Annotated in this window: 19 protein-coding genes; 4 read left to right on the top strand and 15 right to left on the bottom strand. The window is 47.1% G+C overall.

The window, feature by feature from the left end; all coding sequences use genetic code 11:
* Positions 1–119: 119 nt before the first annotated feature.
* Together Q1A23_RS09350 and murF are read right to left on the bottom strand one after the other, a co-directional pair.
* Positions 120–800: a hypothetical protein gene (locus tag Q1A23_RS09350; protein ID WP_299822317.1), complete on the bottom strand. Its 681-nt coding sequence runs from the start codon at positions 798–800 to the stop codon at positions 120–122.
* Positions 801–976: 176 nt separating this feature from the next.
* Positions 977–2,263, bottom strand: a complete 1,287-nt coding sequence (gene murF, locus Q1A23_RS09355; RefSeq protein ID WP_299822319.1) for a UDP-N-acetylmuramoyl-tripeptide--D-alanyl-D-alanine ligase — start codon at positions 2,261–2,263, stop codon at positions 977–979.
* 177 nt (positions 2,264–2,440) lie between these two features.
* Here murF and Q1A23_RS09360 point away from each other — a divergent pair, with 177 nt between their 5' ends.
* Both Q1A23_RS09360 and Q1A23_RS09365 read left to right on the top strand, forming a co-directional pair.
* Positions 2,441–4,666, top strand: coding sequence for a T9SS type A sorting domain-containing protein (locus Q1A23_RS09360; RefSeq protein ID WP_299822321.1), 2,226 nt, complete (start codon positions 2,441–2,443; stop codon positions 4,664–4,666).
* Complete coding sequence (locus Q1A23_RS09365; protein ID WP_299822323.1) at positions 4,666–5,061, top strand: hypothetical protein; 396 nt, start codon at positions 4,666–4,668, stop codon at positions 5,059–5,061. The genes Q1A23_RS09360 and Q1A23_RS09365 overlap by 1 nt, the downstream gene beginning before the upstream one ends.
* A 36-nt stretch (positions 5,062–5,097) precedes the next feature.
* On the opposite strand, the gene Q1A23_RS09370 is transcribed toward Q1A23_RS09365, so the two are convergent.
* From Q1A23_RS09370 to Q1A23_RS09385, 4 genes are all read right to left on the bottom strand, one after another.
* Complete coding sequence (locus tag Q1A23_RS09370; RefSeq protein ID WP_299822325.1) at positions 5,098–5,868, bottom strand: amidohydrolase; 771 nt, start codon at positions 5,866–5,868, stop codon at positions 5,098–5,100.
* Positions 5,869–5,975: 107 nt separating this feature from the next.
* Entirely contained in the window at positions 5,976–7,124 is a 1,149-nt protein-coding gene (locus tag Q1A23_RS09375) for a pyridoxal phosphate-dependent aminotransferase (RefSeq protein ID WP_299822327.1), read from the bottom strand.
* A 41-nt stretch (positions 7,125–7,165) separates the two neighbouring features.
* Positions 7,166–7,756 (bottom strand): uracil-DNA glycosylase family protein, encoded by a 591-nt coding sequence (locus tag Q1A23_RS09380; protein WP_299822330.1) that lies wholly within the window; start codon positions 7,754–7,756, stop codon positions 7,166–7,168.
* A gap of 120 nt (positions 7,757–7,876) precedes the next feature.
* Complete coding sequence (locus Q1A23_RS09385) at positions 7,877–8,314, bottom strand: hypothetical protein (RefSeq protein WP_299822333.1); 438 nt, start codon at positions 8,312–8,314, stop codon at positions 7,877–7,879.
* 243 nt (positions 8,315–8,557) lie between these two features.
* Here Q1A23_RS09385 and Q1A23_RS09390 point away from each other — a divergent pair, with 243 nt between their 5' ends.
* Entirely contained in the window at positions 8,558–9,379 is an 822-nt protein-coding gene (locus Q1A23_RS09390) for a hypothetical protein (protein ID WP_299822336.1), read from the top strand.
* A gap of 190 nt (positions 9,380–9,569) precedes the next feature.
* Here the strand turns inward: Q1A23_RS09390 and Q1A23_RS09395 are convergent, their stop codons facing one another.
* The 3 genes from Q1A23_RS09395 to mfd all read right to left on the bottom strand — a co-directional run bounded on the left by Q1A23_RS09395 (position 9,570) and on the right by mfd (position 15,558).
* Positions 9,570–9,980, bottom strand: a complete 411-nt coding sequence (locus tag Q1A23_RS09395; RefSeq protein WP_299822339.1) for a response regulator — start codon at positions 9,978–9,980, stop codon at positions 9,570–9,572.
* A gap of 338 nt (positions 9,981–10,318) precedes the next feature.
* Positions 10,319–11,950, bottom strand: a complete 1,632-nt coding sequence (locus Q1A23_RS09400) for a PAS domain-containing protein (protein ID WP_299822342.1) — start codon at positions 11,948–11,950, stop codon at positions 10,319–10,321.
* Between the two features lie 236 nt (positions 11,951–12,186).
* Complete coding sequence (gene mfd, locus Q1A23_RS09405; protein ID WP_299822345.1) at positions 12,187–15,558, bottom strand: transcription-repair coupling factor; 3,372 nt, start codon at positions 15,556–15,558, stop codon at positions 12,187–12,189.
* A 301-nt stretch (positions 15,559–15,859) separates the two neighbouring features.
* Between mfd and Q1A23_RS09410 the strand changes: the two genes are divergently transcribed.
* Complete coding sequence (locus Q1A23_RS09410; protein WP_299822945.1) at positions 15,860–17,302, top strand: DUF6056 family protein; 1,443 nt, start codon at positions 15,860–15,862, stop codon at positions 17,300–17,302.
* Positions 17,303–17,582: 280 nt separating this feature from the next.
* On the opposite strand, the gene Q1A23_RS09415 is transcribed toward Q1A23_RS09410, so the two are convergent.
* The 6 genes from Q1A23_RS09415 to Q1A23_RS09440 form a co-directional block, all read right to left on the bottom strand.
* On the bottom strand, positions 17,583–18,635 hold the full coding sequence (locus Q1A23_RS09415; RefSeq protein WP_299822348.1) for a J domain-containing protein: 1,053 nt from the start codon (positions 18,633–18,635) through the stop codon (positions 17,583–17,585).
* Between the two features lie 51 nt (positions 18,636–18,686).
* Positions 18,687–20,444: an ABC transporter ATP-binding protein gene (locus Q1A23_RS09420; protein WP_299822351.1), complete on the bottom strand. Its 1,758-nt coding sequence runs from the start codon at positions 20,442–20,444 to the stop codon at positions 18,687–18,689.
* Between the two features lie 27 nt (positions 20,445–20,471).
* The gene (locus Q1A23_RS09425; protein ID WP_299822354.1) at positions 20,472–21,443 is read right to left on the bottom strand and encodes a glutamate--tRNA ligase family protein; all 972 of its coding nucleotides are present in this window, start codon (positions 21,441–21,443) and stop codon (positions 20,472–20,474) included.
* A 127-nt stretch (positions 21,444–21,570) separates the two neighbouring features.
* Positions 21,571–22,227 carry an SHOCT domain-containing protein gene (locus Q1A23_RS09430; RefSeq protein WP_299822357.1) on the bottom strand — a complete coding sequence of 219 codons (657 nt, stop codon included), beginning with the start codon at positions 22,225–22,227 and terminating at the stop codon, positions 21,571–21,573.
* Positions 22,228–22,462: 235 nt separating this feature from the next.
* Positions 22,463–22,912, bottom strand: a complete 450-nt coding sequence (locus Q1A23_RS09435; protein ID WP_299822360.1) for a PepSY-like domain-containing protein — start codon at positions 22,910–22,912, stop codon at positions 22,463–22,465.
* Positions 22,913–23,027: 115 nt separating this feature from the next.
* A complete protein-coding gene (locus Q1A23_RS09440; RefSeq protein WP_299822363.1) occupies positions 23,028–24,380 on the bottom strand; it encodes a mechanosensitive ion channel domain-containing protein in 1,353 nt (450 codons plus the stop codon).
* Positions 24,381–24,408: the final 28 nt, after the last annotated feature.

The raw sequence follows: 24,408 nt of genomic DNA on the forward strand, positions 1-24,408 counted from the left end.
CAACACAAACGTATTGGAGGTCTCAAATTAAAAAGTAATTTCGTCTCAAACCCGTCAACTTATATCAGGACGAGACACTTAAAACTAACCCATCTTTATTTAATTAATACTCTGAAACACTAGAACCTGACCTGAAGCGATATATTAGATAATGGCTTATATGTAATGTATGTTACGTCAGCATTAGTTGTTTGCCGATTGTTATCATCGAACACCAACTGTTTAGAGGTATTTTCTGAGTGTGAATAAACGCCAATAATTGCTGTTTCTGTGGCGATTACCAATTTCTTGCTTAATTGGAATGTAACACCAGCAAAAGGTCTGAGCAATACACCATAATTTGTGTAACTATACTCAGACGAATATTTAGAACTGTTATAGTAGTCAACTTGGTCGCTTTTAAATTCGTACGTTGACTTTCCGTATGATGGTCCGGCCTCTGCGCCATAGTACAGCTGCCAGCGGTTTCCTAAAGGCATTTGCCATTCATATCCTCCTGTTAGTTGTAGGTAACTGCCCCTATTCTCCGAGGCTTCTTTTCTTTTTAATGGTTGTTCGGTATCGTGAGCGCTTTGATCAAATCTTCCAGATAAGGTGGCTCTGATAGCAGTATTTGCTTTGTGCTGACGCTTGTATATCAAACCAATCGGTAAACTACTGTTATTTTCAAATAGCTTGTTCAACGTGGGGCTGGCAATAATACCAAGGCTGTGTTTGTAGGTTGAGGAATCGGCTGTTTGTGCGTGGGCAAACCGGCACAGGCATAAGGTTAAAACTAAAAGTGTAAGTTTTGTCTTCATACAATTATTGTTTAAAGTGAATTAATATATAGCAATAATTGCATGCAAATATGGTGCCTAGTTTTGGGTATCTGGTATTATATATTTGTTTTTTTAGATAAAAGTAAACTGCTGCGTGGGCTAAAAAAGTACCGACCTTTTGTGGGGTCAGTACAAAAGGCCGGTAATATTTGTTTTTACAGCACCTCTACCAACGTTTCCAGCCCCATACCTCTCGAGCCTTTAACCAGCACATAGCTCTCTGAAACGGGGTTCTCCTGTAGCCATTTTTGTAGCTCCGGCTTAGTCTCAAAGTATAAAAAGCTATTGTTTGATTCGGCTGCATATCTCATGTCTTTGCCGCAAAGCAACACCGTAGTAAATGGCTGCTGCGCAACTGCTTCGCCTAATATTTTGTGTTCTGCTGCGCTTTCTTCGCCCATCTCGAACATATCGCCAAGTATAACTACCTTCTTTGCAGCCTTCATAGCACCAAAGTTGCGCACAGCAGCGGCCATAGACGTGGGGTTGGCATTGTAAGCATCCAGTATGATGGTGTTGCTGCCTTTCTGAAGCACCTGCGAACGATTATTTACCGGGCTGTAGTTGGCGATGGCGTTGTTTGCCTGGGTTAGCGGCACGCCAAAATACTTGCCAATGCAGGCTGCGGCTGCCATGTTTTCGTAGTTGTAGCTGCCTACCAGCTGGGTATTTACCACGTTGCCCTCTTCATCTTTGTACACCACGTATGGCGATGCCTCCAGCAACTCAGATTGGTAAAAATCATTGGGGCCAGGGTAGGTAATCTTGGTCTGGATGCGGCGGCTCATGCGCATCAGGTGTTCGTTGCCGGTGTTAACGAACACGGTTCCAGCATGTGCATCCAGGTGTAGGTATAGTTCGCTCTTGCCTCGTGCCACGCCTTCCAGGCTTCCGAAACCCTCCAGGTGCGCCTTACCTATATTGGTAATCATGCCGTGTGTAGGCATAGCAATGCTACTAAGCAAAGCAATCTCCCCGATGTGGTTGGCACCCATTTCAATAATGGCCATTTCGTGTGCAGGTGTAATGCGCAGCAGCGTAAGCGGCACTCCGATATGGTTATTCAGGTTGCCCTGTGTATACAACGTATTGAATTTCTGGCTAAGCACCGCGTGTATCAGTTCTTTGGTAGTGGTTTTGCCATTGCTGCCGGTTATGCCTATCACAGGTATACTTAGCTGCTTGCGGTGGTGCCGGGCCAAATCCTGTAAGGCAACCAAGGTGTCTTCTACTACAAACACGTTATCTGCAGCCATACTTGGGTCGTCTACTACAGCATACTTTGCACCTTTTCCGAGGGCCATGGCTGCAAATTTGGCACCTTTAAAGTTGGGGCCGTTTAAGGCAAAAAACATACTCTCGTTCTGCTCTGCGCGCGAGTCGGTGCTTACTTGGCGGCACTCCAGGTACCTTTGGTACAGTAATTCGATGCTGTTCTGCATGAAATGCGTATTTTTAATCGTAAATAGATGCTGTAACAGGGGCTAATGCGTTATTGTAATGCCCGCTTGCTGGCAATATACACCCAAAACATCAAACACTAAAAAGAGTAAACAAAGACAGTTGCACCCCGGTTGAGGTTATACTTGTTAAAAGCCGGAAACTGTTTTTTATATAAGATGAAAAACTTTTACACCCTTCTGCTATTTCTGTTTATTGGTATCCAAAGTATAGCCCAGGAAAACGAAAAACTGCAGTTCCGGCTAAGGCAGGATGTGCCCGTAACAGTTGCCGGTGCGCAACTGCCCGACCCCTGGAGCGGAGGCATGAATACCCCGCAGTTTTCTACCATAGACCTGAATAAAGACGGGCAAGAGGATTTGTTTGTTTTTGACAGGCAGCTAAAAAAAGTATATACCTGGCTGGCTGTGCAGCAGAACGGCCAATGGAAGTATAAGTATGCACCGGAGTATGAGGTTTTCTTTCCGGCGGACCTGGAGAATTGGGTGCTGCTGCGCGATTACAACTGCGATGGCCTGAAAGATATCTTTACAAGCACTCCCTTAGGAATCAGGGTGTTTAAACAAGAGACTGCAGCAAACGGCACCCTTACATTTACGCTGGCCGAAAGCGCTTTATACTACAACAGCAACCGCGTGAACATGCAAATGATGGGTGCTGACATACCTGCCATTGCAGATATAGACGGCGACGGCGACCTGGATGTGCTGATTACGGAGTTCTCGGTAGGTAAAACGCTGGAGCTTTACCGTAACGTGCAGGTAGAGCTGGGCCTTGCCTGCGGCACGATGCAGTTTGTGCAGCAAACAGACTGGTGGGGCCGCATTACAGAGTGTGAAGGCTGCAACAGTTTTTTGTTTAGTGCCTACTGCCGCGTAGCTGCCCCCATGCACTCAGGCCACAACGGCTCATCTATGCTTTTAATTGATATGGATGCCGATGGCGACAAAGATTTGATAATGGGTGCGGTGCAATGCGATAACCTGGTGCTGATGGAAAATGAAGGCAATACGGGCAATGCAGTAATGAAAGGCTTTACACCAGCTTTCCCGGCAGCCAAGCCAGCTTCTTTTTCTGTTTTTCCGGCGGCCTTTTACGAAGATGTAACTTTTGATGGTATTCCTGACTTGCTGGTAACGCCACAGGTAACAGACGATATCTGGAACATGAATTTCCAGAGCTCCTCTTGGGTGTATACAAACAGCGGTGCCGCCAACAAACCTATATTCGACTATAAGCAAAACAATTTCCTGCAAAACCAGATGATAGACAGGAGCGAGGGCGCTTTCCCGGCATTTGCTGATTTGGATGGCGACGGAGACCTGGATATGCTGGTAGGGAATTATGCCTCTTTTAGCAACAGCTTCTACAGCGCTTCCATCAGCTTTTACCGCAACACCGGCACGGCTACAGCACCCGCCTTCGAGTTGGTTACAGACGATTACCTGAACCTGAAAAATCAGCAGTTGTTTTCTTTAAAACCTGCTTTTGCGGATGTAAACGGAGACAACCAGCCAGACCTCATACTTACTTACAAAGGCTTAAACGGAGGCACCAATCGCATTCACTACATCCTGAACAAAGCCGCTGCAGGACAGGCCGCTGTTTATAATTATGCTGATGCCAAAGTGCTGCAAAGTATACCCGATGGCTCAAGCCCAGCCTTGGCCGATGTAGACAACGACGGTGACCTTGATCTGCTATTAGGTATGAACGATGGCAGCCTCGCTTTTTACAGAAACACAGGTAGCGCAGCAAGCCCGGTTTATACTTTGGAAAACCGCAGTTTAGGCAATATTGAGTTTAACACAGGCAGAAGAATGCTGTACCCAACTGTAGCAGACATAGACGGCAACGGAACGCAAGATTTAATTACAGCAGACGACAGCGGAGTGTTAAGAATCTATCGTGACTTTACAAAAAACCTTACCGGGCCCTTAACTGCAGAAACGCAGGTGTTGGAAAACGAACTGACACAGGAGCTGCACGCTACAAAACTTGGCAAAGGCTTAAGTATGGCTATAGCTCCTTTAGGCGGTGAAAACAAATTATACATAGCTGTTGGCACACAGGGCGGCGGCTTATACTTACTCGAGCAAACAGCCGGCAACATAGCCACTACCCCTGACCCAGAGGCAGGCTTAACCTTAGAAGTATACCCCAACCCAAGCGACAAAACGCAGCGCGATGCCGTCACAGTTAAGGCATCAGAGGCAGTTGTACTGCAGGTGCATGATGTTATTGGCCGCAAAGTATATCAAGGCAATGCCACACATGCCCGTAACCATACTTTGCCGCTGCGCAACCTAAAAGCCGGCATGTACATTATCAGGGCAACGACTGTAGGCGGGGCTCATACTTCGGTTAAACTTGTGGTGCAGTAATGCAAGCGTTTTTATACTTTGATTTAACAGCCCCGGGCAATTACAGGTACAAGCAGCCGCTGTTGGAGCAGGTAAAAACTGCAATGCCCCAAGCTGCCATACTTGACATGGATGCGCAGTCGGGGGAGTTGGTGCAGCACTACGCCCTAAAGCTGCTGCACGAAGCAGCGCAGGCGGTAGTATGCATAAAGGCTGATGAAAGTATTACCGATATCAGCAGCTTAATGCCTATACTGGAGGAGCTTTTCCTGGAGAGGCCTGGCAGGCTTGTTTTGTTGCAGGGCCAGCATGCAAGGCTGCAGCGCATGTTTGATGCCCGTATAAGTATAAAGTATAAAGTTGCAGCAGCAGAGGAAGTGGTGCAGCAGGTGCAGTCGTTTTTCCAGGATGGTTGAGAGCATCCCTGCCAGGTTTATACTTTACGTAAGTTTCTATAAGCTAAAGTTATCAGCATCCAGGTGTGCCGGAAAAGCCTCTCTGAAATCCTCTAATTCTTTCTTGCTCAATGTCAGGGTATGGATGCCCTCTGTTTCGCTTGTCTCTAGCAGGTGATAACCTTTAGGGTGGATTATGGCTGAGTCGCCGGAGTAGGGGTGCTGGTTGCCATCGGTGCCTATTCTGTTCACGCCAATTACGTAGGCAATGTTTTCGATGGCGCGGGCCTGCAGTAAAATGCGCCAGGGCTGGCTGCGTACTTTAGGCCAGTTGGCTACATACAGCAGCAGATCGTAAGCATTATTGGTGTTGCGGCTCCATACCGGGAATCGCAGGTCGTAGCAAACAAGGGGGCAAATGTTCCAGCCGTTCAGTTCTACGAGCAAACGCTCCTGGCCAGGCGTATAGGTTTGGTGCTCTTTTGCCATCCGGAACAGGTGCTTTTTATCATACGTGGCGTAAGTGCCATCAGGGCGTACCCAGTACAGGCGGTTAAAGTATGCGCCTCCTTCTCTTACAATTATACTACCTGTAACTACTGCATGGTGTGTTCGGGCCTCCTTTCTCATCCAATCTAACGTGGGGCCATCTGCTTCTTCGGCCAGGGCTTCTGCGCTCATACTAAAACCTGTGGTAAACATTTCGGGCAGCACAATTAAGTCTGTGGCAGGAGCAGCGGCAGCCAGCTTTTCCGAAAACATACTTCTGTTATCCTCAGCGTTTTGCCAATGCAGCTCGGTTTGAACAATTGTTACGCGCAGGTCCATAAATTAAAATTATGATTGTGAAAGCATTAATTGCGAATAAAGGCTGATGATTAACAGGATCAAGTGTAGTAGCCTATTACCATCCACCGAATCTCTTTTATCAGCGCTTATAGTTTGACAAGTTTTTCTGCGGCAGCCTGTAAAGTTTCCTCGCTTTTGGCGAAGCAGAAACGCAGGTATTTGTTATCCGTTTTATCGTGGTAGAAAGCTGATACCGGTATGGCTGCTACTCCCGTTTCGATGGTCAGTTTTTTGGCAAAATCCAGGTCATACGCATCAGATATGCCGCTATACTTTGCCAGTTGAAAATATGTGCCTGCCGCAGGTATAAGCTCGAAACGGCTGTTCTTTAACTGTTCGCAAAAGAAATCGCGCTTGGCCTGGTAAAAGCCCGGCAGTTGCTGGTAATGTGCTTCATTATCCATAAAATCGGCGATGGCCAGCTGTAGCGGCGTAACAGTACAGAAAGTGATAAACTGGTGCATTTTGCGCAGCTCTGCTGTAAGCGGGGCAGGGGCGATTACGTAACCAATTTTCCAGCCGGTGGTATGGTATGTTTTGCCAAACGAGGAAATAACGAAGCTACGCTCACGCAGGCCCGGGTGCTGCAAAGCGCTGTAATGTTGTTGCCCGTCAAAAACCATGTGCTCGTATACTTCATCGCTTATCACCAGTATGTCGGTGCCACTGGTTATACTTGCCAGTACATTCATATCGGCCTTGCTCATTACAGCGCCCGTTGGGTTGTGTGGCGTGTTAATAATGATCAGGCGGGTACGCGCTGAAATACGCTTCTTTACCAGGTCCCAGTCTACGCTAAAATCGGGAAGGCTAAGGGGCACAAAAATAGGAGATCCGCCACACAAGCGTATAACAGGCACATACGAATCGTAGCAAGGCTCCAGCACAATTACCTCATCGCCGGGTTTTACTACTGCTGTAATGGCAGCGTTTAGTGCCTCTGTGGCGCCAGATGTAACCGTTACCTCTGTGTCAGGGTTTGGGCGGTAGCCGTATACTTTCTCTGTCTTTATACTGATTTTATCGCGCAGCTGCGGCATGCCCGGCATGGGCGCATATTGGTTAAAGCCTTCGTGCATGTATTTTGTAACCAGCTGCATAAGCGGCTCAGGGCAATTAAAATCCGGAAACCCCTGCGAAAGGTTTATCGCTTTATGCTCGTTTGCCAGCCCAGACATTACAGAAAAAATACTGGTGCCGATGTCGGGTAATTTGCTGTTCGGATAGTTGATCATGTAAAAAGTATAAGCTGTTTGCGGTAGCTAAAATAGAGGATTTACTTCTTTTTAAATAAATCTTTTACAAGTGTTTGCAAGGCAGGCACGGCATCAGTCTCAAACCAGGGGTTGCGCCTTAGCCAGAAGTGGTTTAAAGGCGATGGGTGTGGCATAGGCATATATTGTGGCAGGTACTCGTGCCATTGCGCAACTGTTTCGGTTAAGTTCGGCTTAGCTGATTTTCCTAAAAAATAATCCTGCGCATACTTGCCGATGAGTAGCGTGAGCTGTATGCCGGGCAACTGTGCAAGCAGGTTCTGGTGCCAATGCAGGGCACACTCGGGCCGGGGTGGCAAGTCGCCGCTTTTGCCTTTGCCTGGGTAGCAAAAGCCCATCGGTACAATAGCTACTTCCGAGCTGTCGTAGAAGAGTTCGGCATCCATATCCAACCATTGGCGTAGACGCTTTCCGCTTTGGTCGTTCCAGGGTATGCCACTGGCATGTACCTTAGTGCCTGGCGCCTGCCCCACTATCAGCAGTTTGGCAGTAGTACTGGCAGCAAGCACAGGGCGCGGGCCAAGGGGCAGTTGCTCTTCGCAAATGCGGCAGCTCCTTATTTGTTGCAGTAAGTTATCCAAAGCGTCATCCATCACATACATGGTAAGTATAAAGCATTAAGCAGCAGGCGCTGCTTGTGTTGCATCTGCAAAATTACGGCAATAAAAAAGGCCGCGAATACGAAACGGCCTTTTTTATACTTTATACTTTTTCTAATACTCGTTCTCGTCCCAATACGCATCGCGTGGGTGTGGGCGTCCTCTTTCCGGGTTATGGTAACGGGGGTGGTGGGGGTGCGGCATCATCTGGGCATCGCCTTCGTTCCAGCGGTCTTCTACGCGTTGGTTGCTTCTGTCAAAGTGCACGTCCTGCTGGCGCCACACAGGGTCTTGGTGTTGCTCAAAGCGGTTATGCCGTGGGTCGTGCCAGTCTTCGCTGTGCTGTTGACGGGGGGCATGGTCGTTAGGGTGGCCCTCGTCGTGGCGGTGGCGGTTTGCCTGGTGGTTTAAGTGGATCAGGGGCTCTGGCTCTTCCCAGCGGCTCCTGAAATCATTGAAATGCTCCTGGTGCGGATGGCGTCTTTCCTGATCGCGGCGGTGGGGCATTTCTCTGTAATGCGGATGTCTTGGGTCGTTTTCGTCGTAATGCATGGGTATATCTTTTAGTTTTCAATCTGATACATAAAGCTATATCCTGAATTTACGCGCTCACAGTAAGTTGGTTTGGCGCAAGCCTTGATGAGGTTTCCTTATACCTTTTCAGCTTTATACTTTGGCCGCTTGTTTTTACTGCGCTGCGGTAGCCAATTAACAATAGTTACTGCAACATCGTACAAAGTATACCCGCACATGGCGGGTTTTAATCAGAAACATCCAAGAAACAAAAATAAAGCTATGACAAACGCAGGAAACTATAGTGGCCAGGAAGAAGAGAACTGGCGTATGGGACGTAAGCTCTATGAGCAAGATAAGCAACAGCAGCAACGCTACGGCTACCGTGGCAGCGGCAGCACGCACGATGATGACAGGCAATGGGGTGAAGGAAATTATTTCCATACGGGGCCAAGCAAGCGCGGCGCACAGGATACACCTAAAGAGCGCTACGGCGACAACTACCAGCATGATCGGAACAGCACCTACGCGCAAGGCAGAAATGCACATTTAACGGACCATTACGGCAGCCGCTCTAACAGCGCATACCGCAACGAGACTTCTCACATTGACCATGGGCAGGGCTACCAGAACAGCGATATGCACAGCATGCGCAGGCCTCATTCAGCAGGAGGGTCTTTGCAGGGCAATACCTCAGACGTAAACGATTACCCAAATGATATGTGGCGCGACAGCCCGGATAGCCGCAGCCGTTACAAGCAAACTGATTTTCGCTATGGCAGCGGCTCCCATAACTGGTACCGCGAAGGCCGCTATACCTCAGATGATGATCGGAGCCAGGATAACCGGGGTTTTATGGACAGGGTGAAAGATACCTGGAATGATATCTGGCATTCTGACGACCCAGATTACAGCCCGCGCCACCAACACCAGCAGAGCGCAGCAGACCGCGTTGACTCGCACAAGCGCTACGGATCTGAGCCTTACCGAGACAGGCGCTTTGACAATGGTTATGAAGGGGGCCCCCGTTGGGCAGATGAAACAGATTCCGGCGATGACAGTTATTACAACGACATCGATCATACAAAACGATATCGCCGATAGTACCGTATAAAAACCAGATTAGGTAGATTTGGTAGTAGATTAGTTTTAGTTAGTGAATAGCAAAGCCGGCATTACGTGCCGGCTTTGTTTTTTATGGCAGTTGGTTTATACTTGAGGTGATAAAAAAAGACGCCGGCACTTTTGCTTAAAAGTGCCGGCGTCTTTTTTGAAGATTTTACTCCAGTTAATTTTAAAAGTACTCGTTCATGATGTCGCGTACATCGCCTTCTGTCAGCGGTTTAGAGTAATGCTGGCGTACATCAGGGAATTGCTTTAGTTTTTCGAGGTCGTAAAAACTGGCCGATGAGGTCAGCATCAGCATCACTATCTGGCTCTTATCTGCTTCGTCGAGCTTCTGATATTCCTCCAAAAACTCGAACCCATCCATCACAGACATTTTAATATCTACCAGCACAAGTTCAGGCCTTGGGTATTCCGCATCGCCGGCAAAGGCTTTATTTAAATAATGCAGCGCTTCCTCTCCGTTCGTTACCACTCTAATATCATCTGCTACTTGCATACGTGATAGTAACCTATGGTTCAGGTAATTGGTTGTCTCATCGTCGTCGATCAGCAGTATCGTGTTAACAGATTTAGTCATGCTATTGCGTGTAGTTTAAGCTTTATTTGCCAAAGATATAAGTTAAAACCAATGCCTTTGTTTTAACTGCTCAATTTAATCTAATAATTGCCAGTTGGTATACGTGATTTCTATGTACCGTACATGGCCTTTTACGGTTACAGGCTTACCGGAGGGATATACTTATCATGTTTCTTTCTTTCCCATCGCCAAGCAAATGTAAGCTGTAGCTTAGTGTTGGATTGAGGTTAGGTTTGCATTGTTAGCCAGCCCTCCGGCGTTTAAAGTGCATGCCATTCTTTATAGCGAAAATAGTTCTTGCAGAATGAGTTTCTAAAAGATAGGTTGTGGGTATTAAGTTAACCTTCCTTCTTCTGTAGCTCTAAAGCAAGGGCCTCTGCTTTACGTTTTGCCCTTACAAGTTCCGTAACTTCTGTGGCCGTTATCAGCACGCCCTCAACCTGCCCAAAATTAGTAAAGGTGGCCTGGTACCTGAAGTTGAAGAAAGCCTCTTTTGGGTTGCCGTTTTGGTAGCGGTCGTACATCACCTGCAATTCGCTTATTTGCGCGGTACTGCCCTGCATGTATACTTGGTCGAGCAGGTCCATAAAGCCCATAGGCGTAAACTCAGGCCATATTTCGCGGGCCGGCCGGCCTATGTAAGAGCGGTTGCCATACAAGCGGTATACACCCGGCGATACATAGCGGCAAATATGATTGGGGCCCTCCAGAAGGCACAGGTGCGATGGCGAATGCTGCAGTATACTTTCCAGTTGCTGGTCTTTCAGGCGGATTTGCTCTAGTGTTCGCTTCTGGTCTTCTATATCGGTGTAAGTGCCTACCCATAAGATTACATTTCCCTCCTGGTTATACATAGGTACACCGCGTTCCATAAAATACCGGTAAGATCCATCAATGCAATCGCGGATGCGGTACTCTATCTCGTACAGGGTTTGAGAAGAGACGGCATTGTGCCAGGCTGTAAGTGCGTCAGCAGTATCTTCGGGATGTATATAGCTTGTCCAGCCATGCGTCTGCCCTTTGGGCATACCAGTATAATTGTACCAGTTTTCGTTAAAAAATAAAACCTTGCCATTCGGGTCAGCTGTCCAGGCCATATGTGGCAGGTTTTCGAGCAACTGCCTGAAGCGGGTATCGCTTTCTTTTAATTCTGCTTCTGATCGTTTGCTGTGAGACAAGTCGATGATGGTGCCAAAAGTGCGCAGCGGCTTTCCGTTGGCGTCATAAACATGGTACCCCTGGTCTAGTACATGTGCGTACGTGCCGTCGGCTCTTCTTAGCCTATACTCATTAGTCCATAATTTTTTACCCTCCAGCATAGCATCTTCTATACTTTTTTGCACAGCGGTAAAGTCTTCTGGGTGCACAAGGTCGTCCCATGATTTGCCACCAGGATCCATCATGTCGGGGGCATGTCCAAATACTTCAAGCAGGCTTTCGCTCCAGGATAATCTGTCGTTTACGATATCGTATTCCCAGGCAACTGTATGCAGCGCGCTATCCAGCATTGCCAGCCGTTCCTGGTTTTGCTGGTTAATTTTGTCCTGTCGTACGCTGGCTGTAATGTTTTGGGTTGCGTGCAGTATATAAACTATTTCGCCCTTGCTGTCCAGAATAGGGGTGTTCGTTGTCTTCCAAAAGTGTTCTTCAAAGCCTCTGCTGCCCGAATCGGTTGTAGGCACGTCAAACTGGATAAGGGGTAGAGTATGAGGTGCTTTACTTCTGGTTACCTCCTCCAGCGATATGCGCAGGTTACGCTTGGCAACAGCATTAGAATCTGTTGGGTTATCCGGGAAGGTATCAAAAATACTTTTACCGATAACCTCATCTATTTTGAAGTTTGTAGTACGAGAATACAGCTCCGTAGCATCCAGAATGATAAAATCTGGCGAGAGCAACAAGTATAACCCGGGCAGCGCACGAAATACAAGTGTCAGGTCAGCTGAAAGTATGTTTTCTTTTAGGTGCATGGCGCGGTTATACTTTAAACAATAGCTAGATGGTAAATTACTAAAAAAAGATGTTATGATGCAATGCTACAAAAATACTTAAATAAGATTTATCATGCTAGAAATCAGTAAATAATGATAGGGGATAAATCTGAATCGGCAGTTAAGTTTACCTCTTTGCCTTAGTCTAAAAACACAGCTGCCCTGCAATTGAAACAATTGCAGGGCAGCTGGTGCAGGCAGTTTTTAACTGTGGGTTAAGCAGTAGTTGTCTCCTTCACGCCAAAGCCTTCAAATACTTCTTTAGCATCTTTTATATTTTGGATATCCTCCACAATCACGATGAGTTTGTTTTTAGCCTCCTTTAACCGTGAGCGGCGCGAATGCTGCTGCACATACTTAAGTATGTTACCAAACATCTCAGACTGGAAGTACTTGTCGTTGTTCTCACTAGGCAGATAACCCTTCATCACCTCTTTCTTGATGGTAAGTTTCTCAAAGCCCAGTTGCTGTGCCAGCCATCTTAACTTAACGATCTCCACAAGTTGCTGCACTTGCTCTGGCAAAGGTCCAAACCTATCCACTATGCTAGCACGCAGTTTTTCAAGGTCATCCAGGTCTTTGGTGCTGTCTAGTTTGCTGTACAGGTTCAGGCGCTCCGAAATATTGCTAACATAACTCTCCGGAATCAGCACTTCCATATCTGTCTCGATGTTGCAATCGCGTACGGGCTCTATGAACTCGGCCAGGTTATCGCCCAGAAACAATTCCCTGAACTCAGTTTCTTTTAGTTCCTTTACAGCGTCATCGAGTATCTGGTGGTACATCTCAAAGCCCAGGTCGGTTATAAAGCCGCTTTGCTCACCGCCAAGCAGGTTACCCGCTCCGCGTATATCCATATCACGCATGGCAATTTTAAAGCCTTCGCCTAAATCTGAGAACTCCTCTAACGTGCTCAGGCGTTTGCGGGCATCGCTTGGCAAACCAGCCACAGGCGGCGTAAGCAAATAACAATAAGCTTTTTTGTTTGATCTACCTACGCGGCCGCGCATCTGGTGCAGGTCCGATAAACCAAACATATGCGCCCTGTTGATGATGATCGTATTGGCGTTTTCAATATCCAGGCCCGACTCGATGATGTTGGTGCTTACCAGCACGTCATACTCGCCGTTCACAAACTTCATCATGCGTTTTTCCAGCTTTTCAGGCTCCATCTGCCCGTGGGCATACGTTACGCGCGCATCTGGCACATGGCGCAGAATCATGTCTGCAATTTCTTCAATATCCTTGATGCGGTTGTGCACAAAAAACACCTGCCCGCCACGCTTCATTTCGTTTACAACAGCATCGCGTATCAGTACCTCATCGAACACGTGTAGCTCCGTTTTTACCGGCTGGCGGTTTGGCGGCGGCGTAGCGATAACCGAAAGGTCGCGGGCCCCCATCAGCGAGAAGTGCAGCGTGCGCGGAATCGGTGTGGCAGTAAGCGTCAGGGTATCCACGTTTACGCGCATTTCCTTTAGCTTGTCTTTGGTTTTTACGCCAAACTTTTGCTCCTCATCTATCACCAGCAGGCCTAGGTCCTTAAATTTTACATCTTTGCTCACAATGCGGTGCGTGCCGATCAAAATATCCACTTTGCCTTCTGCCACGCGTTTTAAAGTCTCTTTGGTGTCTTTGGCGGTTTTAAAGCGGTTTACATAATCTACCGTTACCGGAAACTGCTCCAGTCTGTCGCGGAAAGTGCGGAAGTGCTGCATGGCAAGTATGGTGGTAGGCACTAGTATGGCAACCTGTTTGCCATCGCAGGCAGCTTTAAAGGCGGCACGAATGGCTACCTCCGTTTTGCCGAAGCCCACGTCGCCGCACACCAGGCGGTCCATCGGGTGTGGCTGCTCCATGTCTACTTTCACATCTTCTGTTGCCTTTCCCTGGTCCGGGGTATCCTCGTAAATAAACGAAGATTCCAGCTCGGCCTGCAAAAAGCCATCTTTAGAATAAGCATAACCCGGCGCGGCTTTGCGCTTGGCGTAAAGGCTGATAAGCTCGGCTGCGATATCCTTCACCTTGCTCTTCACCTTCTTCTTTTTATTTTCCCACTCTGGAGAGCCCAGTTTGCTCATACTTGGCGGACCACCCTCTTTGCCGCTATACTTTGATATTTTGTGCAGCGCGTGTATACTTACATAAAGTAAATCGTCATCGCGGTATACCAATCGGATAGCTTCCTGCAAACGTCCGCCAACTTCCACTTTCTCAAGTCCGGCAAAGCGGCCGATGCCGTAATCTACGTGTGTAATGTAGTCGCCGGGCTGCAACGAGCGCAGCTCCTTCAGCGTCATGGCCTTCTGCTTAGAATGCCCTTCTTTAGCCTTGTGCTGGTAGAACCTGTCGAATAGTTGGTGGTCAGTATAACAGGTTAATTTCAGCGTTTGGTCGATGAAGCCCTCGCGTAACGAAACCGGCAGATGCTGGAAACGCACATCATGGTCCAGTTCATCAAATATAAGTGTAAGCCGGTTTATCTGCCGTGGCGAGTCTGTAGCAATCACGTTTACAAAACCATCGCCCTGGTGCTCATGCAGGTCTTTTACCAGCCTCGTAAAGTCTTTGTTAAATGATGGCTGCGGCTTTGCCTGCAGTTGTATTGCTTCCGCACTTTTGAAGTGAAAACGCTTTCCGATCTCCACCACGTTAAAGTTGTCGAGCAGCTTTTTAAACTGCTTCTGTGTCTGGAAAAGCTGCTCCGGGTCCGATACGATCTGTGTGCCGCCGCTACCTGCCATTAGCTTTTCAAAAGCCTGAGAGGCCTTGTCAAAGTACTCCTCAATCACATCCAGCGTCTGGCGCACATCCTTAAACCAGAGGTTGGTGTTTTTAGGCAGGAAGTCCAGGAAAGCCTCGCGTGTTTCCTGTAGCAGTTTGGTCTGCACGTTCGGTATAATCGATATTGCCTTCTTTGTCTCTACAGACAGCTGCGTATCGGGGTCAAAGGTTCTTATACTTTCAATCTCATCTCCGAAAAGCTCGATGCGGTAAGGCTGGTCGTTGGCATAGGAATACACATCCACGATACCGCCACGCACAGCATACTGGCCCGCCTCATACACAAACTCGGTACGCTCAAAGCCATACTCAGCCAGCATTTCGCTCAGGAAAGTAGTATCCAGTTTTTCGCCTACCTTGGCACCCAGCGTATTCTCTACCAGTGATTTTTTATTTATAACTTTCTCTGTGAGTGCCTCCGGGTAAGTAACGATTACTTCGCCCTTGCCGGTTTTCTGGTTCAGGCGGTTTAGCACCTCGGCCCGCATCAGTATATTGGCGTTCTCGGTGTCATCGAAGCTGTAGGGCCGCTTGTAGGATGTCGGGAACAGCAATACCTCCTGGGTGTCGCCGAGCAGGTTTTTAAGGTCGGTGTAAAAATAAGCAGCCTCCTCTTTATCGTGTAGCACGAAGAGTTGGTGCTGCGGGTCTAAGGTATAAACCGCAGATGCCATTACGGCATCTAAGCTACCGGCCATGCCTTTAAGCTGCAGGCGGTAAGGTTCTTTGGCTTTTAAACGCTCGGCTATGGTTTGCACCACGCTGTCGAGGCGGTACAGTTCTAAAAAATCAGTTACTTTCATTCAGCTCTATTACAAAACAGCAAAGGCAGAACACAGGACTTTTGCCAAGTCGTGTTCTGCTATGTCATCTTTACAAAGATACCACAAGTTAATGTTTTATCTGAACAGGAAGCAGGAGCAGAAGGTTGCGGGGGAAAGATACTTTTGATTGACTGCAATCAGAAATTAACACATGATGATTTAAACTTAATTTTCTGACCTTAGCTTACGAATAGTATATTGCTGTTTCATTTATCATCAAAACTACATCATGTCTGTTGGGTTAGGGGCTACAAAACCGTATTACACACTTACGCTATTGATGATAGGAGCTTTTGTTGTGCTTCCCTTCTTCCTCCTTGCATTTTACAATCATCCTTCGTTCGACGATTATCAATTTGCGCTGCGAGATCTAAAGTATAGCTTTTGGGAAACACAGGTAGCAGTATACAACAACTGGTCTGGCCGTTTTTTTGCTACAGCTGTTTCACGCATAAACCCACTTATTTACCACTCCTTAGCAGCATATAAAGCTTTGTCGGCTGCTTTGTTGGCTATTATGCTGGCAACGCTATTTTTTACAGTTAAAACTGTTTACAAAGATTATTGCAGCAAATCAGAATTAGGGGCCATGTGTTTGCTTTTTATAAGCATGTATCTTGTTCAAATGCCGGACATCGCACAAGGTTTATATTGGTTTTCAAGTTATGCAGCCTATCAGTTTGCAAATATTCTTACTTTGCTGCTGTGCATTTGCCTCTACTATCTCCTGCATGATAATAGGAAGCAGCTTAAGTTAATTTATGGTGCACTAGCTGCTATTTTGGGTGTAGCAGTAATAGGTCTCAATGAGATGTCGATGGTAGGTACGGTTATGCTGCTTGCATTTATACTTTACACAACCTGGAGGAAGGGATCTCCCACTAGATTTTACTTGCTTATACTCTTACTTATCTATGTAGTGGCTGGCCTTACAGTAGCCTTGGCTCCAGGAAACTATGCTCGTATGCATACGCAGGCCAATCCATCTAATCTAGTTATATCTTTAGCTGGGGCGCTAGGCTTTACATTGATGGCATTTTATAAGTGGGGAAGTATTTTGGCGGTTGCAAGTATTGTTTACACGTTAATGTGGGGAATTCCGATTGCTAAGGACAAGGGGAAAAACGGTGTTTTTGATGCAGATTATCGTGCCGCTTTATGCTGCTATATTGTTTCTGTTGCAGGTATGTACTTTGTGTTTTCCTGGGCAACTGGGGCTAGGGCCGGAACAAGGGTTGAGAATGTAATATACTTCTATTTTATACTTGGGTGGTTTTATGTTCTCCAGCTGATTCTAAACAAGTATTTCTCGGATAAATCTGTCAAAATAGATGCCTTAGGCCAGTTTATTATGATTCCTTCAGTTTTTGCACTTGTATTAAGTGTAATACATATCAACAGCAACGTTACTACTGCTTACCTTGATTTGATAGCGGGTAATGCAAGAACCTTTGATGAAGAACTTACTAAACGTTACAGCTACATTAGTGGCTCATCTTCAGATACGTGCGTTGTTCCGGCTCTGACAGTACTACCTAAGTCGCTTTATATCTGGCATATGCTTCCAAAATCAGAAGTGGAAGAGATGGGTGTAAATGGCAGTTTTGCAACTTATTGGGGCAAAGAAAATATTCGTATTAATGGTCTGCTACCTGCCCCAAAAGATAATGTTGAACTGCTGAAAGAGATAGGGAAAAGAGTGCAAATCAAGATAACTAAGTAAATTTGGTGCCCTCTTTGGGTGCTCCGCTCTTTCGGATTTGCAATCCGAAAGCACTTACAGCGAGGATTTGTAATCCGACCTTTACATCGCCTTTAGCAAAGCAGGTTGTTATTTCAAAAGTATAAAAGCGGATTATAAATCCTGATAGGAGAAAACTTTCGGATTATAAATCCGGAAGAGCTAAGTTTTCTATATCTATACTTTCGCCTTTACAAACTGGCTGCTATACTTCACCACCTTTACCGCTGCGCTTAAACTGGCGGTATGAAAATGCGTTTTCCTACTTCAACAATACCTTTATCATCTGCGGGTCATTTTGCAACGTGCGGAGGTTTTGCTTTAACTGCTCCAGTTCACGGTGAAGGTCTTCTTTGGCAGATTTAAATTTCTGGTCCATTTGCTTGGCTGTGCCGCAAAAGCGGGTGTAAAAGCCTGAGTCGGGTTCGGTTGCTAACGTATGGAGCGTTGCTTTTAGCTCATCTACCTGGTCGGTCAGTATTTTGATGTAGTGCTGCAGTTGCTCATCAGGTAGTGCTTCCAGGGGTTGGCCTTGTTCCTGCATAAACTCCATCTGCAGGCGCAGCAGCTCAAAGAAATCGTCGTGGTGGTAGGCGTGGGTTACGCGTTTCATGGCTTCATCTTTCCAGGCGCGTTTAGTCTCGTCCTGCTCTTTGTCGGGGTGCAGTTGTTTGGCCAGTTCGGTGTACACGCGGCGGCTGGCTTTGCTGATGTTGCTGAGCTCGGCCTTTGCCTGGGCCTCCTTGGCTAATTGCGCTTTTGTTTTGCGGCTTTTCTGTCGGTTCTGTTTTTCCTGTTCCCGGCGCTCCATCTCCCGGTCCAGTTCGGCCTGTATCCGCTCATAATCATCCAGCTCATCTTCTATACTTGGCTCCTCGTCAAGTATGGTTTTTCCCTCATCTTCAGCAGCAAAAGCGGTGCGCTCAGCATAAGTTAGTTCGGCATACTTGTCGTGTAGCTCAAGCATATCCTTGCGTTCATAATTCGAGATCAGGTCAAAGGTGATGTTCTCGATAAGTATGGCCAGCTTCTCTTTTTCCCGAAAACTGAAGAGTGGGAGTGCGTATGCCTCATCCAGCAATCGGGCCAGCTCCACGCGTTTCTCCAGCTGCTGTTGTATAATGGGGCGTAACTCCTTCTCAATGCGCCTTTGGGCCAGGTTTATACTTTGGCGCCTGGTGTCAAGTTCCTGCTTCAGTTGCTCTATCTGCTCCGTTTTATGGTTAAACTCCTGCTGTAGCGTGCTTAGTTTTTGGTTGTCTGGAGTGGTGATCTGTGGCGTGATATTAGGGACAAGTTTGTTAGAGCCGTGCATGTAATGTCAGAAGTATAAAACGTTACCAGTATAAGAATGCAAAGGTACAGATTACCTGATCAACTCCGTCTTTCGTTCCCCGATCTGCTGGCGCCACATGGCATAGTATAAACCTTTTTGCGCTACTAACGCTGCATGGTTGCCTTGTTCCACAATTTTGCCGCGCTCCAGCACGTAAATGGTGTCGGCGTGCATAATGGTGCTAAGGCGGTGGGCAATAAGTATGGTTATTTGTTCGCGTAGAGTAGAAATCTGCCGAACGGTTGCGGTAATGTCTTCTTCTGTCAGAGAGTCCAGGGCAGAGGTGGCCTCATCGAAAATGAGCAGGCGCGGGTTGCGAATAAGGGCACGAGCAATAGAGAGGCGCTGCTTTTCGCCACCCGACATTTTAAGGCCGCCTTCACCAATCTGGGTATGAATGCCTTTTTCGGAACGGGCAAGTATATTTGTGCACGATGCTTTCTGCATGGCAGCGTATACTTCTTCATCGGTAGCGTCGGGCTTTACGTACTGCAGGTTCTCTTTTATAGTGCCTGAGAAAAGGTTGGTTTCCTGCGTTACAAAACCTAGCTGCCGCCTTGCCTCATTCAGCCATATCTCTTTTACAGGCGTGTTGTTAAAGTATATTTCGCCGCTTGCTGGCACGTATAGGCCCACCAGCAATTTTACCAGCGTAGATTTACCTGAACCCGAAGGTCCCACAAAGGCAATGGTGTTGCCGGTGTTGGCTTCAAAAGAGATCCCGTCTACGGAGTTCTGAGGGGCACCCTTGTGGCGGAAAACAACGTTTTGGAATCGGAGCTGCTGCAGCGGGCCAACATCTATCGCCGACTCGGGCCGGGTTTCTACAGGCTTGTTCATCAACTCATCAAAGTTATGCAACGATGCCTCTGCTTCGCGGTATGTAAGTATGATGGTGCCCATATCCTGCAGCGGCCCGAAGATGCTGACAGAGATAAATTGCATCGAAATAAGCTCGCCGGTTGTAAGCACATCCCTGAATATAAGCCAAAGCAGCGTGAAAAGTATGGATTGCTTGAGCAGGTTTAGTGCCGTGCTCTGCAGAAAAGACAAAGTGCGCACACGCTTTACTTTTTCCATTTCCAGCTCAAAAATACGTTCGGTGTGCTCGCGCAGACGGCGTATTTCAGGGTAGGTAAGGCCAAGGCTTTTTACCAGCTCAATGTTGCGCAACGATTCTGTTATCACCCCAGACATTTTATTTGTAGCCCTGTTGATGGAGCGCTGCATGGTCTTTATTTTGGCGCTAAGCAAGCTGGTGAGGCCGCCCAGCACTACCATGCCAATAACAAATATCGGAACCAGGGCCCAATGCTTGGTAATGGCATACCACACCAAAAAGCCAACGCCAACCAGCGAAGAAAACATGATGTTGATGAACGCATTGATAAAGCGTTCGGTGTCGCGGCGCACCCGCTGAAGTATAGAAAGTGTTTCGCCGCTGTTCTGGTCAGCATATTCCTGGTACGAAAGCTTTAAGGTTTGTTTCAGGCCATCGTTAAAAATCTGTACTCCAAATTTTTGCACCACCAGGTTCGTAAAATACTCTTGAAATGCCTTTGCCAGCCGCGAAAGCAGCGCTACCACCACCGCCAGCAGCATAAGCCATAGTGCGCCTTTTACACGTTCCTCGCTAGACATAGTAAAGGGAGGCGTGGCATACTTATCAATAATATTTCCGAAGATGATGGGGTCTACGAGGGCCAGCACCTGGCTTACGCCAGCCAGTAGCAACGATAGTATAACCAAGCCGCGGTGGGGCTGCAGGTAGTTCCAGAGTACGCGCATGCGTGTTTTAATTTGTAAGGCTTATACTTACGGGTGCACAGGGTGAGGGTATACGTTATCCCTCTTTATTGCTGGCGGCAGCTGTAGTGGCAGGTCTTGTAGCGTAAACCTATCCAGGAATTCTTGCGCAGTAGTGATGCCGGCATCTTTCCAGCCTAGAATGCGCGCTAGTTTAATCCACAGCGCCTCCTGTGTAAGCCCGGCCTTTCGCATTTCAGATACTGAGAGGGCATCATCAGACTTGGATAGCTTACTGCCGCTTGTGGTGCACAAAACAGGGTGGTGCACAAACTGAGTTTTCGCAAAGGATGCAGCCCCGGTTTGTGTCGCTAAAAACAGCTGGGCAGCTGTTGATTGTAAAAGATCCTGGCCACGCACAATTAAGTTGATGCCCATGCTTATGTCATCGGAGAGGGAAGCAATCTGGTAAGCAAGTATACCATCTTTTCTGCGCACAATAAAATCAGGCATTACCTGGTCGAGCTTTATGGTGCAGTTGCCAAGTATACTGTCTTTAAGTGTGACGGAAGTATTAAACGGGACACGGGCTCTCCAGGCCGCACCAGCAGTATGTAGTGCTAACTGTTTTTCCCGGCAGGTAAAGGGATATAAACTTTGGGGAGAAGCAGCTGCAATCTGGCTGCGGGAGCAGGGGCAGGCATACACCATATTCTGTTGCACCAGTTTATCAAGCAAAGCCCGGTAAGCAGGCAGGCGCAGGTGCTGCGAATAGTGTTGCTCAAAGTCTTTTGCGTTGCGTGGCCCCTCATCATAGTCAATCCCCATAAAATCGAGGGTATCAAAAATATCCTGCAGGTACTCCGGCCGGAAACGTACATTGTCCAGGTCGTCGATGCGGAGGGCAAGTATGCCCTGGCGTTTGCGTACCAGCGCCCAGGTGATGGCAAACGACAGCACATTGCCCAAATGCAGGTAGCCGCTGGGGGTAGGGGCAAGCCGGGTTTTTAGCTTCGTTTCCGTTTGAGGTATTAGTTGCACGACCGGAGTTTTGTTTCTGGTTGGCTTTAGCCGGCAAAGTTTGGCTTAAGCTTAAGTGTATACTAATATACCGTTTTTGTGGTTCTTTGTATAAGTGATATGCAAGCGGGAAACGTTTATCTTTAGGTTATAGTGCGGCCAGTATTTTGTCTTTTTGTACTTTGTAATCCTCTTCTGTAATAAGCCCGTTATCTTTTAGCTTACCTATTTTTTCGAGTTTAGCTATATAGTCGTCTGCATCGTATGTTATCCTGCTCGAAATCGATAGATCAGAAAGCTCCTCCTGCCGGCCAGCTAATTTTCGGAGCTTAAATGCCATAAAAGCTGTAGTACTTAATAGTGCAAGGATAATTATGAAAGATATATTGTTGTAGCTGCTCTGGCTGGCAGTTTCTGAGAGGCTGTCATTGTACAACTCTGTTGTAGTAGCCAACTGGGTCTCCAGGTTGCCGACTTTAGTTTTGTAAGATGCAATCTGGTCCTGAGATGCTTCCAGTTCTGCCCTTAAACCTTTTTGCGTGTTCACATTTAAGGTTCTAACCTCCTCCATTATTTCATTGTCTTTATCGATAATGCTTTTCTGTACCTGAATGATGTTGGAGAGGTCTTTATTGGATTTGCCACCGAAGAATGCGTTATTCTGGCCGTTATAGTATTCCCAATCCTCATAAAGTTTAGCGCGTTCCTGCATAAGCCGTGATAAACGCTGTGCTGAAGCAGATAATGGCGCCAATAAAATAATGGCAAGTAGGGAAGTATAAAATGGTGTAAAAAGTTTTTTCATAAATTAAAAGGATAGAACCAGCTGCAATATTAGTATATTTTAATGTATTAAAAATGCATATCTGTAGATGCTGAGAGGGAAGATTTCTACCTTTATTTTATTAGCTGAATTATAGTGTTTTTGCCTCATTATACTAGTAACCTTAAGCTTTCATCTGTGGCAACCCCAGGTAAAATAAAATGCCTGCAACTGTAGTGGTTGCAGGCATTTTGTACATACAGGTTTAGGCTGGCGCTTAGTCCCAGTATGTTGGTTCGGTTACTTCATTGCCATCCGAAGAGAAAACAAGATGGCGGTCGTTGCCTTTCTCGTCAAGCTCTACCTGGTAATAGCTTTTGCCGTCGCGCTCTACTACTTCTATGTCATCCAGGCGCATGCCTTTGTACTTTTGTGCTATGGCATTATTTATCGTCTGCGGAAGGTCTTTTTTGTCAATGTCGCGTTTGGCCATTACAATTTTACCGGATGGATCAAGTATAACGGTGTGGTCTACTTTGTTTACATCAAAGTCAGCTTCGTAGTTGGATCCGCTTTTTTCCCAGTCCAGGTCTGTGGCGTTGGCATATTTCTGAGCCAAGGCAGTTTTTACAGCCTGCGGTACATCCTTCTCTGCTAAATCCTGAGCATTTACTGCCCAAAAAGCTCCACTACCCATCAATGCAAATGCAATTATTGCTGCTTTCATACTTATCTGATTTAGAATTTAATAAATTAATTACAATACAAATCTAAAACGCTAATCTGAAGGAAATCTGTGATTTTAAATGCTTTAGTGAAAATCAGGAATGTACTATTAGGTTTTATTTTCCATTTTCAGGGGTGAATCTTGCCGCTACAGGCACGCCATCAGGGTCTATAAACTGCACCTGTTGCCTTGGGTAAACTGGGATGATCTTGTGAAGATATACGGGTTTGTTTAGTTCTTGGGTAATACGCAGCGTTAATTCACTTTTCCACTTGCGCCGTTCCCGTGCCCCAACCAGGTACCGTATCGTAACATTGGTCCAGGAATCTTCCAACGATATAAAGACCTGCGGCTTATCAGCTATATTATCTCCCAGGCCGGCGCGCTTTAGCAGTTTGGAGTACTGCCTGGCAGGTGTTACCATGTAATTGCCTAATAATGCTTCGGCCACGTTACCCAGCACCTGCATGGCCAGGGCAATATCTGACTCGTTTGCGACGGCCACGGCCAGCTCGTCCCAAACATAGGCGAAGTCGCGTGTTAAATTGATAACAGTACCAGTAAGAATCTCATTGTTAGGGAAGGTTACCAGCCGGCCCGTTGGCTGCTCTGCATACACAAAACCTGGCTGGTAAGGTGCGCCAATCTCCCAAACTGTTGTTGTCAGGAAATCAATGCGGTACACATCTCCAAACACATCGCCTACCCGTATGCGGTCTCCTACACGATAATACCCTTGAAAAGAATTCAGCAGCCAGCCGGTAAAACTCTCTATCGGCGTTTGCAGCGACCACGACAAGGCCAAGCCAATTAACCCCAGCGAGCCAACCAAAGCACGAATGTCGCCGGCCACCACGCTAATAGCCACGCCTATAGCAAGCAGCCATACGGCAATAGATGTTAAGGAAATAATAGCATTGGAACTGTGCCAGCGGCCAAGCACCCTTTGCAGCACAACCTTAAGTATTTTAATTAAAAGCCAGGCCAGCAACAGCGTGCCCAAAGCGATCAGCATTTTGGGCAGGTTGTACAGAAAGCTACTCCAGAGGCTTTGCAGCGAACCTATTGCCTCGCCTGCGGCCTCTTTGCTTGCGGCAACAGCAGAGGCAGTATCGGCAGTAACGGTATCCGGTAGGGTTGTGCCGGCTGTTGCTGTGTCCTGTGCTTCGGTTTGCTGCAGCGTATCGTCTTGCGCCAGAATAGCATCGTTGGGGGCAAAAAGCAGCATAATAAAACTTGTTATGGCTACAGCCAGAACGGTTGCCTGCCTGAAGTTTTTAAGCCTTCCCTGCGCGTTTTTTACTGTGGCTGCTCCTGTAGCCTTTCGGCCTTTTACCCTGCGTAACTTTGTTGTATGCCTGAGCCCGCTTTTACGCACCGGTGTGCGGCTATATACTTTATCGCTCCTGCTACGTAACGGTTTTGGCCTGTTGCTTTGGTTTTTATTTTTTCTGTTAGTTGATGGCATAATCTATAACACGGATAAAATGGCAACT

This window comes from uncultured Pontibacter sp. (assembly GCF_947492645.1).
Taxonomy (GTDB): Bacteria; Bacteroidota; Bacteroidia; order Cytophagales; family Hymenobacteraceae; genus Pontibacter.